The organism is Mycobacterium sp. PSTR-4-N, from assembly GCF_022348085.1.
Classification (GTDB): Bacteria; Actinomycetota; Actinomycetes; order Mycobacteriales; family Mycobacteriaceae; genus Mycobacterium.
On record NZ_JAKRFN010000001.1, the window covers coordinates 363291 to 379482 of the forward strand.

13 protein-coding genes are annotated in these 16192 nt (G+C 66.9%); 6 read left to right on the plus strand and 7 right to left on the minus strand.

The genetic code is table 11. From position 1 onward, the window contains the following. The first annotated feature begins 289 nt into the window (after window positions 1-289). From MHN84_RS01835 to MHN84_RS01860, 6 genes are all read left to right on the plus strand, one after another. Window positions 290-967 (plus strand): RDD family protein, encoded by a 678-nt coding sequence (locus MHN84_RS01835; protein ID WP_241202922.1) that lies wholly within the window; start codon window positions 290-292, stop codon window positions 965-967. Further along, on the plus strand, window positions 967-5379 hold the full coding sequence (locus tag MHN84_RS01840) for an FtsK/SpoIIIE domain-containing protein (RefSeq protein ID WP_241202923.1): 4413 nt from the start codon (window positions 967-969) through the stop codon (window positions 5377-5379). Before MHN84_RS01835 ends, MHN84_RS01840 begins: the two co-directional genes overlap by 1 nt. A 37-nt stretch (window positions 5380-5416) precedes the next feature. Then, a complete protein-coding gene (locus MHN84_RS01845; RefSeq protein ID WP_241202924.1) occupies window positions 5417-5683 on the plus strand; it encodes a WXG100 family type VII secretion target in 267 nt (88 codons plus the stop codon). A 27-nt stretch (window positions 5684-5710) separates the two neighbouring features. Next, complete coding sequence (locus MHN84_RS01850; protein ID WP_241202925.1) at window positions 5711-6604, plus strand: DUF6777 domain-containing protein; 894 nt, start codon at window positions 5711-5713, stop codon at window positions 6602-6604. Window positions 6605-6606: 2 nt separating this feature from the next. Next, a complete protein-coding gene (locus MHN84_RS01855) occupies window positions 6607-7581 on the plus strand; it encodes a hypothetical protein (protein ID WP_241202926.1) in 975 nt (324 codons plus the stop codon). A 229-nt stretch (window positions 7582-7810) separates the two neighbouring features. Beyond that, window positions 7811-8434, plus strand: coding sequence for a hypothetical protein (locus MHN84_RS01860; protein WP_241202927.1), 624 nt, complete (start codon window positions 7811-7813; stop codon window positions 8432-8434). Here the strand turns inward: MHN84_RS01860 and MHN84_RS01865 are convergent. The 7 genes from MHN84_RS01865 to MHN84_RS01900 form a co-directional block, all read right to left on the minus strand. Further along, window positions 8431-9543, minus strand: coding sequence for a hypothetical protein (locus tag MHN84_RS01865; RefSeq protein WP_241203214.1), 1113 nt, complete (start codon window positions 9541-9543; stop codon window positions 8431-8433). The genes MHN84_RS01860 and MHN84_RS01865 overlap by 4 nt on opposite strands. Window positions 9544-10012: 469 nt before the next feature. Further along, window positions 10013-10912 (minus strand): hypothetical protein, encoded by a 900-nt coding sequence (locus tag MHN84_RS01875; RefSeq protein WP_241202928.1) that lies wholly within the window; start codon window positions 10910-10912, stop codon window positions 10013-10015. Between the two features lie 128 nt (window positions 10913-11040). Further along, window positions 11041-11424 carry a hypothetical protein gene (locus tag MHN84_RS01880; protein WP_241202929.1) on the minus strand — a complete coding sequence of 128 codons (384 nt, stop codon included), beginning with the start codon at window positions 11422-11424 and terminating at the stop codon, window positions 11041-11043. 17 nt (window positions 11425-11441) lie between these two features. Beyond that, window positions 11442-12098, minus strand: a complete 657-nt coding sequence (locus MHN84_RS01885; protein WP_241202930.1) for a hypothetical protein — start codon at window positions 12096-12098, stop codon at window positions 11442-11444. 45 nt (window positions 12099-12143) lie between these two features. Beyond that, window positions 12144-12989 (minus strand): hypothetical protein, encoded by an 846-nt coding sequence (locus MHN84_RS01890; protein ID WP_241202931.1) that lies wholly within the window; start codon window positions 12987-12989, stop codon window positions 12144-12146. 219 nt (window positions 12990-13208) lie between these two features. Next, window positions 13209-15686, minus strand: coding sequence for a PQQ-binding-like beta-propeller repeat protein (locus MHN84_RS01895; protein WP_241202932.1), 2478 nt, complete (start codon window positions 15684-15686; stop codon window positions 13209-13211). A gap of 14 nt (window positions 15687-15700) precedes the next feature. Further along, complete coding sequence (locus MHN84_RS01900; protein WP_241202933.1) at window positions 15701-16144, minus strand: hypothetical protein; 444 nt, start codon at window positions 16142-16144, stop codon at window positions 15701-15703. Between the last annotated feature and the right edge of the window lie 48 nt (window positions 16145-16192).

Sequence of the window (16192 nt, forward strand, 5' to 3'; positions counted from 1 at the left end):
CGGGGTAGGCGTCGCGCCGGGCAGTCTCTCGCGCGTGACGCATTGTTTGCTCCTCCCGACCACGCACTGAGGCCGCCGGTACCCCTCGAACGCGCCCGGCTCAGCTTCGCGGGTGCCCTTATCCGCAGCAATCGTACGTTCGGTTGACACCATTCAGGTGCAGTCCGCGCAGACCGGACGTTACTGTTTCCCCGCGACGGCATCGTCTGCTCGCAAACTCGTCGTCCGTTCGACCAGGATGGGCTCCGGGCAGGGCAATCCACCGCCGGAACCACATGGAGCAAAGACTATGACCGGCTCGCCCGCGACCGCAGAGGCGACCTGCGTGCACTGCGGCTCGCATGTACATGTCAACGCGCCTTTCTGCGGCGTGTGCGGTAAGGCCGTGGTTGGTCGGGCGTTGGCGAGTCCCGCGCCTGCGCCGCCGCGGATGTCGACGCCGACACCGGCGCCGACTCCGCGGGCAGGCGGAATCGTCGGCGCGGGCCGGGGTGTGCGGTGCTGCAGTTCCCTGATGGACGCGGCGGTGATGCTGAGTCCTGCTTTACCGCTGTCGATTCTCGGCGCGGCGCTCGGTGTCGCCGAGGTCGTCTACATCGTCGTGCCCATTGCTTTCGTCGCGGTGTGGCTGTGGATGCAGATATGGCAGGGGATCACGGGACTGACGTTCGGCAAGGCGATGTTGGGGCTGCGACTGGTCCGAGCCGACGACCGCCGCACACCCGGACTGTTTGCGTCCCTGCTCCGCAGCGGTGTCTTCGTCGTCACCGCCGGTGGCGCGGCACTGCCGGTCATCTCCGATGCGTCTCCTCGCGACGGCGTCCACGACCGGATTGCCGGTCTGACGATGATCGATGTGGCCCGCGGCGCGAACCCGCTGGGACCGTCACCCCAGGTGCCACTACGCAGGTCCGTCGATCGACGTCTCAACACCGTCCGCTCCCCTGTGCCGTCGGGGCGGCGCTGATGCATCTCAAGGTCATCCTGCGGCGTGACGACGGCACGCAGGCTCAGGTCGCGGTGACCACCGACGCGACAGCGACCGTCGCCGATGTCGCAGCCGCCCTCGCGCTCGGCGACCCTGATCGGCGTTCCCCCCGTCCGACAGGCAATCCGACCCTGAAACTGGAGCATGCGGCGTTCGACACCGGCAAGCCGGGGCGGGTCCTGGAACCGAGTCGCAGCCTTCTCGATTCGGGGGTGCGATCCGGCGCCACGGTGAGCATCGTTGCGGCGGCGGTGACGCCGAAGCAGCGCCGACGGGGACGCTCCGTCGCCGTCGTTCGGGTGCTCGACGGTCCTGATGCCGGACGCGAATTCTCTTTGCCTGCAGGAAATTCGACCATCGGTACGAGACCGACGTGCGACGTGCTGCTCTCCGACCCCGGTGTCAAAGATGTCCATGCCGCCGTCGCGGTGGGTGAGACGGTCGAGATCGCCAACCTGGCGGGCCCCGACGGTGTCCTTCTCGGGGGCCGTCCTGTACAGCGGGTTGCCGTGGGCTCCAATGACGTCGTCGTCCTGTCGCGGACCTCCCTGGCGATCCTGCACACGGTCCGGCCGGGTGCCGTGCAGACCGACAGCGTCGCCATCGAGTTCAACCGGTCACCCCGGGTGGTGGCCCGGTTCGGGGAGAGGGTCTATCCCGCACCCAAGCCGCCGGCGCTGCCGGAACCCGCACATTTCCCCATCGTGTCGATGGTGCTGCCGTTGGTGATGGGATTGGTCCTGTTCGCCATCACACGCAGTCTGCTCGCGGTGGCGTTCATCGCGCTGAGCCCCCTGTTGATGATCGGCATGTACATCGACGCGCGCTATCAGTCAAAGAAGAAGCACGCCGCCGACGTCGAACGCTTCGCCGACGCACAGCGGGCTCTCGCTGCGGAGCTGACCAGCTCGCAGCAGGTAGAGCGTGCTGTCCGCATCGGCGAGACACCGGCCCTCGAGGAGGTCGTCGACTCCATTCACCGCCTGGGGCCGCTGCTGTGGACCCACCGCCCCGACAGTCCGGAATTCCTCACCCTGCGCGTCGGTCTCGGCGATGCACCGTCACGGTGCCGCGTCGAGATGCCCAGTGACAACGAGGCGGATCCGAAGTACCTGGCGCAGCTGTCGGAGTTGCGTGACGAGTTCGCCGTCGTGCGGGATGTTCCCCTCGTGGCGGACCTGCGCGAGTGCGGCGCGCTCGGAGTGTGCGGTCCACGAGCGGTGGCCGACGGAGTGGCGCGTGGTCTGGTGCTGCAGCTCATCGGACTGCATTCGCCCTCCGAGGTGGTGATCACCGCGTTCGCGTCGCAGCATTCGCGTGTGTCCTGGGAGTGGCTGGAATGGTTGCCGCACACCAGTTCTGCGCACAGTCCACTGTCGGGCAATCACCTCACCGACAGTGAGAACGGCGGCGTGGCCCTGCTGTCTCGCTTGGAGGACCTCGTCAAGCAGCGGGACGGCAGACAGTCGCTCGACACTGAGCAGGAACCGATCGTCCCAGCCGTGGTGGCGCTGGTCGACGACACGGCGCCGATCGATCGGTCGAGGCTCACGCGTCTCGCCGAGCGCGGTCCGCGGGTCGGGGTGTACATCATGTGGGTGGCTGCGCAGGTGAGCAGTCTGCCCGCCGCGTGTCGTACGTTCGTGCTCGTCGAGAACGAGAGCACCGGGTCGACGATCGGTGAGGTCCGGCACGGTCGGCACATCTTTCCCGTCGCCTGCGACAGCATTGAGGTCGCGGACGCGAAGCAGATTGCCTTGCTCCTCGCGCCCGTCGTCGACGTCGGTGCCGCCACCGATGATGCCAGCGACCTGCCACGGTCGGTCTCGTACCTGAGCCTCTCCGGTGATGCGCTGGCCACCGATCCCGGGGCGGTCGGCCGGCTGTGGCTGTCCAACAACTCGGTGATCGTCAGGGACGGCCGTCGCCCCTCCCCCACCGGCAAACCATCGGGCCTGCCCGCGCTCGTGGGTTCTACGGGGGCGCAGCCATTCTCGCTGGACCTTCGCGAGCACGGTCCACACGCCCTGGTCGGCGGGACGACCGGCGCGGGCAAGAGCGAGTTCCTGCAGTCCTGGATTCTCGGGATGGCCACGGCTCACAGCCCCGATCGGGTGAACTTCCTCCTGGTGGACTACAAGGGCGGCACGGCTTTTGCTGACTGCGCGGAGTTGCCGCACACCGTGGGCCTGGTCACCGACCTCTCACCACACTTGGTCCGACGCGCCCTCACCTCGCTCGGGGCTGAGATCAAAACGCGTGAAGAGTTGCTCAACAGCAAGCGCGCCAAGGATCTGATCTCCCTGGAGCAGACCGGCGACCCGGACACGCCTCCGAGTCTGGTGATCATCGTCGACGAGTTCGCGGCGCTGGCCACCGAGATCCCCGAGTTCGTCGACGGAGTCATCGATGTGGCGCAGCGCGGGCGTTCGCTGGGGTTGCACCTGATCCTGGCGACCCAGCGTCCAGCTGGCGTCATCAAAGACAATCTGCGGGCCAACACCAACCTGCGTATCGCCTTGCGGCTCAACGATGTCGATGACTCACTCGACGTCATCGATGATCCGTTGGCAGCACACTTCCCGCCGGAGATTCCGGGTCGCGCGGTCGCGAAGACGGGCCCAGGTCGCCTCACCACCTTCCAGTCCGGTTACGTCGGCGGCAGGTCCGACAACCAATCGGACAGTGCGACGATCGATGTGTGGGAGTTCGTCTTCGGCCGGCGCCGTCCGTGGAGCACTCTCTCCGCCACGGTCGCTCACCGGTCCACGGGACCCACCGACATCGCGCGCATGGTGGGCACGGTGCGTGCAGCGAGCACGCAGCTCGGACTGCGCGCGCCACGGCGGCCGTGGCTGGAACCCCTCAATGCCGTCTACGCACTGGAAAACCTCAGCGATCACATGCAGACGGCCCAGTTGGTGATCGGCCGCGGTGACATCCCCGAACATCAGGTCCAACCCACCGTGACCTACTCGCCCGACGAGGGCAACATGGCCATCATCGGTACGAGCGGATCCGGAAAGTCGACGGCGTTGTGCACGATCGCAGCAGCGGCGGCGCTGGCAGAAGACGGACCGACGCACGTCTACGTGCTCGATTTCGCATCGGGCAGTATGCAGATCCTCGAGCCACTCCCCCAGGTGGCGGCGGTGGTCGGTGGTGACGACGACGAACGCGTCGGACGCGTGTTGCGGCGCCTCAGCGCCATCCTCGATCAGCGCGCACAGCGGTTCGCTCGTGTCAACGCGTCGACGCTCGCCGAGTATCGCCAGTCGACGCACCGCAACGAACCTCGAATCCTGTTGATGGTCGACGGGATCGCCGCTTTCCGGGACACCTACGAGCACGTGGGCTACTCGACGAATTACGCAATGTTCGCGCAACTCGCCGCCGATGGCCGTCGGCTCGGTGTTCATGTCGTGGTCACCGGCGATCGACCCGGCGCGTTGTCGACCTCCCTGAACGCGATGATGCAGCAGCGGTTGACGCTGCGGCTGGCGTCTGACGACGACTACATGCTTTCCGCAGTACCCAACGATGTGCTGTCGGTCAATTCGCCCCCGGGTCGCGGCATCATGGTCGGGCGAGGGAGCAAGAAGGGCCATGAAGTTCAGGTGGCGGTATTGGGCGGAGACGACACCATGTCGGCCCAGGCCGCAGCCATCCGCCGACTGGCCGAGAAGATCTCGGCTGCCGGCTTCCCGGCCCCTGACCCTGTCGAGCGCCTGGCGGACCGCATTCCCTTGGCCGAGCTGCCGGTGACGGGCGGCGCCGGCGAGACCGTCATCGGAGTCGCCGACGAGTCGCTGCGTCCGTTGGGGATCGACCCCCGCGGCGTGCTCATGGTGACGGGGCCGCCGGGGAGCGGACGGACGACGGCGCTGCTGACTCTCGTGCAGGCGGTTCGTCGGACGGCACCGGACACCATGATCGTGAACCTGGCGCCGGCTTCGTCCTCGGTTACCGGCCTGGACGTGTGGAGCGAGACCGCGGTCGGCACCAGCGACGTCCTCGCCCTTGCAGGCAGGTTGGCCTCGAGTGTGCAGTTCGGGTCGGCGAAGGTGATGGTCGTGATCGAATCGCTGGCCGACTTCGGCAACGGTGAGGCCGAGAGTGAACTCGTCCGGCTGGTCAAAACCGTCTCCGAGGGTTCGGGTTTCGTCGTCGGCGAGTCCGAAGTATCCACCTGGGGTCAGGCCTGGCTGCTCGCGCAACCCTTTAAGTCGGCGCGCCGGGGGTTGCTGCTGGCACCCAGCGGCGTCGAAGCAGACTCGCTGCTGGGCACCCCCCTCGGCACCATCCGCCGACACGACTTCCCACCCGGCCGTGGCGTCCTGATCGAGAAGGGCAAGGGGGTGTGGCTGCAGGTCGCCCAGCCGGTCATCTAGGAAGAACCAATCAACACCACATCAGAAGGGGAACACCATGGCACTGTACGGCGCCGACATCGAGCAGGTTCAGCAGCTGTCCAATCAGCTCAACGCGAAAGCCAACGACATCCAGGGCATTGTGTCGCAGCTGTCCTCGGCGATCAGCTCCGTCAACTGGATGGGTCCCGACGCCGACCGGTTCCGCTCGGATTGGCAGGGGCAGCACGTCGCTCAGCTGAAGCAGGTCATCAGCGCCCTGCAGACCGCGTCTCAGAATGCTCGACGGAATGCACAGGAGCAGCAGACCGCCAGTGGCGCCTGATCCGAGCAGTGTCGACGTGGGTGCCACGTGACGTCGACGTGGCAGGACCCCAATCCTTCTGCGCCTGATGCGAGGACGAATCCGGCGTTGATCATCGCCGGGGTCGGGCTGACGCTGGTCGTGGTGGTGGCGCTGGTAACCGTCGTGGTGCTGCATCGCGGCGACGACGGGCGTCCCCCTCACGACACAGCGTCGCTTCTCGCGACCAATGTGGAGGGGCCGCAAACCTTCACACCGTCAGCGGTGGCCATCCTGACACCGGAGGAATTCGGTTTGGGTTCGGGTTCGTCGCAGACCCGGCAACTGCCGATCGCAGCCGAACGTGGCGTTCGCCTCGCTCAGGGCACGCAGCCTGGGTTGTACGGTGGCTACGGCCAGGCCTACGCATGCGACGCGTCGGCAGTGGCCAATCACCTCGACACGCATCCCGACACGGCCGCGGCGTGGGCGGACGTCATCGGAATCACCCCGAACGACGTTCCGCAGTATCTGAATACGCTGACGCCTGTGGTGTTGACCGCCGACACCTGGGTCACCTCGCATCGCTTCGTCGACGGCCACAGCGAGGCGACTCAGACGGTGCTGCAGTCCGGCACCAACGTCATGATCGATCCGATCGGGGTGCCGCGCGTGCACTGCGCCTCGGGAGCTCCTCTGGTTCCCCCGGCGAACGTCGATCTGACCGAGTTGGACCTCGACGGCGACCGGTGGCCCGCATTCGACACCCGCAATGTGGTCGCCATCGCGTATTCGGATGCCGCTGGACGCCCCGCACCGGTCGACGAATTCAGCCTCGTGGACATCACGTCGGGCCAACCGTTCACGCAGCGGGCCGGAGGGACGATCGACCTCGGTCCTGAGCCGCCGGCGATGTGGGACCCGGTGGCCATGAATGTCCCACCGATTCGATCACGGAGGTAGCCATGCCCATCTCAGGGGCCGACGCGTCGCAGCTTCGCTCGACGGCGCAGCAATTCGACAGTGCGGCGGAGTCGTTGACGGCATCGCTGAAGACTTTGAGCAACCTCGTCGCGAGTGGAACGCAGTGGCGGGGGCCCGACGCCGATCGATTCCGATCGGAGTGGAACGCCGTCTCGACGGCCTCGCTCAACAGCGCCGCCGTCGCGTTACGGGAGGGCTCGAAGTGCCTGCGCCGCAACGCCGACGAGCAGGAACACGCCAGTGGCGTGTCCTCGGCTGCAGGCTCGTCGGTCATGGAGTGCAAGCCGGGAGACTCCCGCCCGGCACCGACGGGGCTGGCCGGCCTCTGGACAGAGATCGGTGCGATTTCCAACGAGCATGGATCGGCGGGATACCGGGTTCAGGAGGTCGTGGGGCCGGACGGGGTGACCCGCTACATCGTCTACATCGCGGGCACCGACGCTGCCGACGGTCAGACCCTGGTGTCGAATATTCCTGCCGCGATGGGCATTCCGGACGCGAACCAGCTCAAAGCGCTGAAAAGCATGATCCCCGACGGCGCCGAGGTCATGCTGGTGGGCTACAGCCAGGGCGGTATGGACGCACAGAACATCGCGATGCAGCACGACAACGGCTTCAAGGTCACCCAGGTGGTCACGTTCGGTTCGCCGGCGCGCGCCGATCTCGATGTCCCCGCCGTGCACCTGCAGGCCAAGGGCGACCACATCCCGACGACAACGCTCGGCTCACCGGGCCCGTACTTCCAGAACTCGACAGGATCGAACCCGGACGCGCACATCTACCACGGACAGTCCACCGTGACCGGCAACGGCTATGCGATCCACGAGAAGGCTTACGGCTCCCTGTCGCGCAACTGGGACAAGGCCGACTTCGCCCTCGGGGCGAAGAATCTCGACGACTTCACCGGTACCGCAGTGTCCACCCGGGATCTCGACGTCGACGGACGAGTTCGTTAGTCGTCGCGTGAAATTCACTCCGCCGCCGACGTGGCCGCGTTTCCCGCCGGACTGGTCACCGACGCCGGACTGGAAGCCGGACCCTTCATGGCCGCCTCCGCCACCGGGCTGGACGTTCTGGACCGACGACGAAGGCAGCGAACAAGACCCACGGCGTCGACCGTTCGCGCGCCGTATCCCCTGGGGCGTCGGCCTCATCGCTCTTGCGACCGCCACCGTCGTCGGCGCCATGTCGGTACTCGCCGTCACACAGTCGGTCGAAATTCAGACGCTCGAGCAGACTGGCACGATTCAGCACACGTTAGTCCTGCGCCCGGACACGGAGGACATCTACACCGACTTCAGGGCATGGCAGCGCCTCGGCCAGATTCGGGTGACGCCAACGGCGGACGGGCGGTCCGCCACGCTCGATTCGCCGGCAGGGGAAGATGATTGGTCGGGCATCCAACTGCCCGGCGGCCACACCTGCGGAATGCGCATCGCGGGTCGGGTGAGCTTCAACTCCCGGATTCCGGGCGACGGCGGGTACGGGTTTGGACTGGCCGAGGTGGACGGGCCGCCCGAGTCGGCGACGCTGACCGGTTCGGCAGTGCAATATGACGCCGGTCGGAGCGGCTACCGCGTGACCCACTATCCCTCCGATATGGATTCGGACATCTCGCCTGCCCCGTTCGCCGCCGGCTGGCACGCCTTCGAGTTGACGGTGTACAAATCCGGCACCGTCGTTCATCGCGTCGACGGTGCGGAGGTTCTTCGCACTTCCATCGCCCCGGTGTGCGGGTATCCGGTCATCCGCGTGTGGGGGGGATCAGCGGAGATCGCCGACCTGGATGTGTTCGTCGGAGCGTATTAGGCCCTGCCCCATGGTTGTCCGCCCGTGTTGCGGGCCCAGTCGGCGACAAGTTCGGTGTCGAACCGTTCTTGCCTCATGCGCAGGTCGGTGTAGATCAGTACCTGGAGCACGCGAACATAGGCGATCAGAGCCCCGAACGCGATCACAAAGAACAGCAGGGCCCCGACGGGGCCGAGCACGAAGCTGGCCAGCAGCCCGGGAATTGACAGCACGGGCATCACACACACGGCCCAGATCAGATGCACACCGAGCAATCGCCCTGCTGCGGGCTTGGCCAGCTGCATCGATCGCCGCAGTGAGTCCATCACGCCACGTCGTTCGATGATCAAGACCAGCGGCGCCAGGCTGAACATGATGCCCACGACGAACGACCCGACGAACAGGACGGTCATCAGGAGCAGCGCCAAGGGCAGGCCGACCGCGAAGGCGGCGAACACCACCCCCATGGCCAGCCCGTCGACGAGGATGAAGATTCCGTAGTAGACAAGAGTCAGCCGGCACACGGGAAGGACGCGGCTGCGGGCCTCCCGCACAACGTCTTTCATCCGCACCGGAAGACCTCGAACCGCCTTGTCGGTCGCCGACACCGATAAAGCAAGCAGCGCGGCATCAGCTGGAAAGGCCAAGGCGCACAGAAACAGCCAGAGCAGAAGCATCACGCCGAACAGACCGCCGAATACGTCTGTCGCATCCGCGGATTCGAAGAGTGAGGTCGACAGCGACGTCGAGGACACCGCGATCGACATCACGATGCCCGACGCCACTGCGCAGACCACCGCGAACGCGATCAGGATGACGACGGGAATTCCGACAAGCGTGGGCCAGTGTCGGCCGAGAATCCGGAACGCGCCGGTGAACATCTCGGGAAAGCTCAGCGGTCGCAGCGGGATGACGGGCGTGCCTGGTGCCGGGGCCGGGTCGCTGGTGCGTTCGGTTCGCGTCAGAACGGCCATCAGATCGGGATGCCATGCGGTGCGCCGCGCCTGGGTGAAGTAGGCGGCGGCGGCGCAGCCGGCCGCGACCAGAACCCAGCCGAAGCCGAGGATCAGCGATGCCAACAGCGTCAGCGCCGAGAGCCCCCACAGCACGTGGAAAGGCTGAACGGCCACCGATGGAGCGACCGAATCACGGCGCGGCTGTTGCCCGTCCGGCTCGCGGTGCCAGGCGTTGCCGTGGGCTGCGGATGGCACAGGGACGCCGGCTGACGGTCGGCGATCGACCGGCGGAGGCGGCGGAGGCGGCGGCGATGATGGCGGACGCGGTGAAGGCGGCGGAGGCGGTGAAGGGCGCGAGGGCGCGGTCGGGATGCGAGGGGACGGACTCGCGCCTCGTCCGGTGTAGGTGGTGCCGGCGGTGAACCGGTCTGGGAGCCGGGACGGCGGGGAGGCATGCGGCCGCGGGGCCGGGGCGGCAGGCCCCCGATAGATCTTGGGAGCAGCGCTGGCCGGTTCGGTGCTGGGAGACGTGTCCGGTGGTGCGCTGAAATGCTGCGCTGCTTGGCGCCGATATTCGGCGTGCGGGTCGGGGTCTTGTCCGTTGCTCATTCGAGTCTCCCGAAGCACGGTGATGGCGCAGCGTTCACAGAGCACGTCCGGCCGGAGTGGGACGACGTTGAGGCTCGGTCATCGCCTCGGCCACGAGGCAGGCCACGCATCCGCCGACGAAGACCCCGACGTCGAGGAGCCAGAACGTGAACCAGTTTGGCGCAGAGCTCATTCCCTGTTCCGAGTACCAGATCGACCACCACGCCAGCCCTGCGGCCGGGAAGAGACCGAGAACCCAGCCACTGCCGCGACGGCGCGCGATCGACCATGCGATGACGAACACCACGGCGACGAGGACAGGCACCCTACCGATCCACGGCAACAGGTCGTACGGAGGCTCGGAATAGGTGTAGCCCTCGATGGTTCGGTTCTGCGACAGCAAGGCCACGAGACTCCACTCGTCGGAGGGACTCGATGCGAGCCCGGCGACCACTGTGCCGGCGAGCGCCAGAAGGATTGCGGGAGGTCTGCGTTCGGCGGTGCGGGCATTGGCCGCCACGCACACCACGAAGAACGCGTTCAGGCCGTTGGCGAGCCACCACACTTGCCAGGGCGAGGTGAAATCGCCGTGCATCAGGATCGCGTAAACAATGAGGGACGGCACCAGCAGCAGTGCGGAGACAACGCCTCCCCCGGATTTCGCGACCGACTCACCAGGCCGCCCGTCAGGTGGTGGAGGCGAGAGGAAGTCGGTCGGCGTCCCCGGCGACCAGGCGGGCGCGGAAGCGCGCGATGGCGTCGAGTCAGCGGCAGGTGCGTTGTTCCATGCCGATTGCGTTCTGCTGATGACGGTGTCGGCCACGGCGCGCGAAGCCTGCCGAAGCTGATCGTCGAGCCCGGTCGCACCGCCGTGCCGGTGATTTCGATACCAGAGGTAACTCCCGCCGATCGCCCCCACCGACAGCAGGAGAAAGCTCCCGGTGTCGCCGAGCAACCCCGAGAGGATCCAGTGCAGGACGTGCAACACAACGCCGACGGCGAACACACCGGCCGCCACCAGGAGAATGTGCCTGGTGAGGAGACCGGAATCTGCCGACTGCATCATCCCGCCTGCGTGCTGGCTCAACGGGCCGAACAGATCGACATCGGCGCGTCGGAATCGTATTGCAGAGAGCGATAACCGAGTCTGCCCTGACACAGCCCCAATCCCGTCGCGGTCAGCGATACCTGGCGCACCGGCTCGCCGCGCGATATGGCTCCCGCAGACTGACACCACGTTCCCGTGGCATGGGCGACTTGTCCACCCCAGCTATCCCACGCGATGTCGGTGATGGTGTTGGCGCACAGGCTGTTCAACGACAGCGTGGCGGGACGCGAGGTGCCGAAGCCGACGGAGTACTGGTCGGACGGCGCACCGAGGACCACCAATCCGCTCGCGGATGCAGACGGTAGACCCCACGGTACGGCCGCAGCGGCGATGCCGAGCCCGAAAGCCAGTGCTGCCATGCGAGTGACGTTGCCGTTCATCGGTTCTGAGTCCAGAATCGCCACCCGCGCGGCGCCGGCGGCCATGACGGGTCGGGCGTCCACCCGGGGCCGGGTGTGAAGCCGGGCCGCAGCGGCCACTGCGGTGGCGGGGTGAAGGACCAGGTCGCTGTCGCGCTCTTCACCGCGCCGCCCTCGGGTGCGGCCGCCGCGTGCGGGGCCGAAGCAGTCGGGCGTGGCTGCACTCGTGGGGCGCCGGCATGCTGCGTCCACGGCCGATCGGGTGCTGCGGGAGCGGGTGGAGCCGGCGCCGCAGGGGGATGCGTTCCGGCCCCGGTGGGGAGGCGCAACCGGGGTGGCCGGCCCAGCGCACCGGGCGTCAGGGCCGCCGACGCAGGCCCGGGCGCTGTCGGGGCAGCAGGCGGTCTCGCACCGCCGCTCGAGGCGCCGGCGAAGTTCTCCTTGAGGCGGTCCTTGTACATCCGGGCCTTGTCGGGGTTCCTCTTGACGAAGTGGTACAGAAAGGCCAGGCCCAGGATGGGAATCCAGAGAAGCATCCCGGCACCGCCGCCGAAGAAGAAGAAGTGGGTGCTGCGTCGACTGCCGCCGCGCGCCAGGACATCCACCGCCTGGGTGGTGTCGAGGTGATCGAACGCCCCACGCGCTGCCGAGGCGAGGTCGAGAATCATGGACATTGATCTGAAGCTCTCTGTGTGTACTGGTCGATCAGCGATTGCGAGCTAGGAGGGGTTCTTCAGATACTCCCCGGTGGCATCCGCGTCGTACTGCTGCAGGCGTTCGATCCATCGATCGCCGAACTTCTTGTACAGCCCGAACCCGTCGATGGTCTTCGAGAAGGGAACCGGGATGAACCACACGGTCATTCGGTTGCGGGTCCACGTGTCGATCGACGTGGTGACGCACGTCCGCCCGTCTGTGTGTCGAACCATGTCGGCGTGGAATTCCAGCGGAGACGACATCGCACCGGTGACCACGAAGTTCAGTCGATCGATCGACCCGTCCGGGAGGACGACCTTCGACAACGGCCCTGAGAGATTCATGCATTCTTCAGCGGCCAGGCCCGCGATCTCCTCCGCATCGAGACGAGTCCACATACGGAACGTCCCTTTCTCGGTGTGAGCGACGCGGAAGAAGGCGGCCCAGATGGCGACGGCGGCGACGACACCGGCCAGCCGTGTGACGCCCGATCCGGCCAGGATGACCAGGCCCGCCAGCACGAGTGCGCCGCCGGCGATGACCGTCTTGCGGTTGGCCGGATCCACCAGCCACGCCACGACGGGGCCCTGACCCGTCGCGGCGGGCGGTGAAGGGTTCCGGTACCCGGGGTCGGGGATCGAGTTCTGCTGCTGCTGAGCCGAATACGACGGGGCGGGCGTGTGGAATCCGGGCACCGGTGACGGCGGCCGTGGTGGGACAGGCGGCCAGGATTGCGCACTACGAGCACGAGCAGCCGTGGCGGCGTCCTCGGCGGCCGGCGGAGGTGCTGTGGCGTCATCGCCGGGCCGGAAGATCTTCGGTCTATTCGGATCGGCGACATGGCCTGGCGCCGTCTGATCGTGACTCATGCAGTTCCCCCCAACCCTGAACGCAGCGCACCCACATCGATCCGCCGTTCGATGTCAGTTAACACCATGTGGCACCGCGCCACAGCCGAAATCACCACATGTCGTCCGATGGGACGACATGAAAAGCCGTGCTCTCACGCCCGTTCGGGCGTCACAGGCAGGTCATCTCTCGGGAAACACGAAACCCGAGTCGCAGCCAGACCGCGGTTTCAGCAATTCTCAGCGCCGATACTTGGTGCTGCCGGCCGAATCCCGGCTGCTGCTGACGATCTTGGCGAAGCATTCGTCAACCGGTATCGCGCGCGCGTCGCACCACCCGTTCGCTGCGTCGGCATCGGGGAACGTCAACCCTGCGAAGGTCACCCACCATCCCGCGAGGTCGAAGGTGCGCCACTCGTCGCTCCAGACCAGCCGCACTTCTGGATACTGACCCCGCATCCTCAGGTGTTGTTGCAGGATCTCGCAGGGCGACCAGGTCACCATGCGCCCGTCGACATCGGGCGCGACCAGTCCGGGCCGTTTCGAGGAGAGCTGCGCCACCCATCGGTCGGCGAGTTGCGCGCGCACGAACGGGCGGTCCGCGTCCACCTGGGCGCGCAGCGCGGCCAGGACGTCCTCGTCGCTGCCACATCCGGCGGCCGGGTCCGGTGGAGGGACCGACTGTCGGCGTGCGTCGGAGCTGGGCTTGTCGGACGTCTGCGAGACGCCGCCGGTGCCTTCCTCGTCACAGTCCACGACCTCCAGGCCGGACGCGGCGGATTCTGTCACGATGCCCCCGGTACCAGAGGCGCGACCGGCGTTCTCGCCCAGCGTGTTCGGATGGCGGGTGTAGGTTCCGTTGACGAATTCGAGTTCGACGACGGTGGGCTGCGCGCCGTCTCCCCCGATGACCACGGGATCGCCGGAGAAGTCGAAGACGGCGGAGCAGATCCTGCCGAGTTGATCTCGAATGGTCACCCGAAGCCGATCGGTGGACAAGATGTCGCCGCCGGGACAGCGTGCCTTCACTTCCATCGTGACCATCAGCGAGCCGTTCTCGGCGCGATACTGCACCGGCCGCATCTCGGGGGTGCGCCCGCACTTGGTGATCAATCCACCGTCGGCGTCCGCGTCGACGGCAGGTGCGGAATCACCGGACCGGCCGGGCGCGCCGGCGGGCCCGCCTGTCGGGCCGTAGTACGTGATGGATTCGCTGACCACCTGCGCGAAACCCTGACCGGCAGGCGCCACCGAGTGCGGACCGTCGATGCCGGGCAGCGTCCACAGCGTGTCGCCGGTCGCCAGATCGACGGCGGTCAGGCCGCGTTCCGTGACCGCCATGACATGTTGCCCATCCGAGAGGTCGACCCCGCCGACCGTCATGTCGTTGGTCCACAGCCGTTCACCCGTCGCGATATCGAACGCGGTGAGCGGACTCTGGTAGTCACCGCCCAACACCGTGTCACCGACGATCGTGTGCAGTTCGAGGTCCTCGTCGCCGGCAGCTGTCCATATGGTGCGACCGGTGGTGAAATCGTAAGCGGTGCGGCCGATCACGTACGGCAGCGTCGTCCCGTCCGTGACCAGCCATGGCCGCGCCACACCGGCCGTGTCGGTCACCGTTCGCAGCGGGTTGCCGCTCGGGTCAGCGACGATCGTCGTGATGACGTCGGGGTCCCCCGCTTCGCACGATCTCGCGGTGAAGCCCTGCCCGTCGAAGACCGACAGCCTCGTCACCTCGCCTGCGGTCAGCGGTTCGCCGTCGCTGTCACGGGCCAGAGTCAGTCCACCGTCGTTGCCGGAGTAGACGATGGCGTCATCGATTCCGTCGAAGATCGCATCACCTGAACCGGGGCAACCCATCTGGTCCCCGATGGGATATCCGCGCGACCAATCCGCGGTGAGATCGTCCGCGTTGCCCCGAGTGATGAATCGCTGCCCATCGTCGAAACCCATGGTGTAGACCGCGGATCCAGACACCTCGACGAATCGGGTGCGGTCCGGCACCTGGAGGCGATGGTCGATGCTGCCGTCAGCCATCGACAGGAAGGACACGTACGTCGGCGCCGCGGACGGACCGAAGGTCGCTTCCCTGCCGAGGCACGGAATCAATCTGTCGACGGTGGCCGTGGCGCACACCGGTGCGAACCCGGCATCGGCCGTCCACCGAATCTCCCCCGTGCCGCTGTCGATGGCCACCAGGGTCGCGCCGCGATCGGTTCGAGGCAGGATCGCCGAGGTCAGCAGAGTGTCGCCGAGGTCGATGAAACCGGGGCTCTGATACTGATTCGACGACGGATCGGGCCTGACGAACTCGGCATCGGGGAACACCGTCTCGGCATTCAACTGCCAGCCGGCGCTTGGCTTTTCCGGATACAGACCGCGTAGTTGGCCGGCGACGGGCTGACCGCCCTCCTCGTCGTCCGTGAAGTGCTTCACCAGGAAGTAGCCGCCGCCGGCCAGCGCCACCACGACAACGAGGACCGCGGTCAGCAGCAAAGCGACCGGTCGCCGGGACCCCGCTCGCCGCGGCGGCGACGGCGCGGGCGAAGGAGCAGGTGGTGGAGCGGATTGCGGAGCACCGGACGGCGACGGCGCATCGTCGATCCAGAATTCCCACCCGAACGGTGCGGGCGGCCAACTCGGATCAGGCGTCCAGTCGGGCGGCGGCTCCCATCCCGGAGGAACCGGCCAGTCGGGCGGCGGGTTGAACGACATGACGACCTAGGCGCTCAGCACGGTGAGAAACTGCGAAGTTCGGGCATCGGGACGCCCTGTAACAAGGCCTTCCCGCGACAGATCGAACTCGGGAAACCGGTGTAGCGAGTCCACGAGTCACCGACAAGGCGCACCAGCGATTGCGCGTCACCGAGGTCACCTGAGTCGACGTAGGCCCAACCGTCATAGCAGCGGATGACATTCAGCCGCTGACCGAGATCGGCCGATATCGCGGACGGATCGCAGTTGGCCAGCGGTTGACTGTGGCTGCTGGCCGCCGGCGCAGGTAGCACACGAATTTCTGCGCCATCGTTGCGTGCGCACGACGTTGTGTAGCCGTACAGTTCAGCTGCAGTTGCCGTCGGGCTGGCGCAGTTCCACCCGTCGAATTCGGCAGAATCGGTGTTGCCACTATGCGGCAGCGCAGGATCGTTGAGATACCGGTCGACGATCTGCATCGCGTCCGCGCAGGAGAGGTCCCCGGCGGTGACAGTGACTGATCCGGA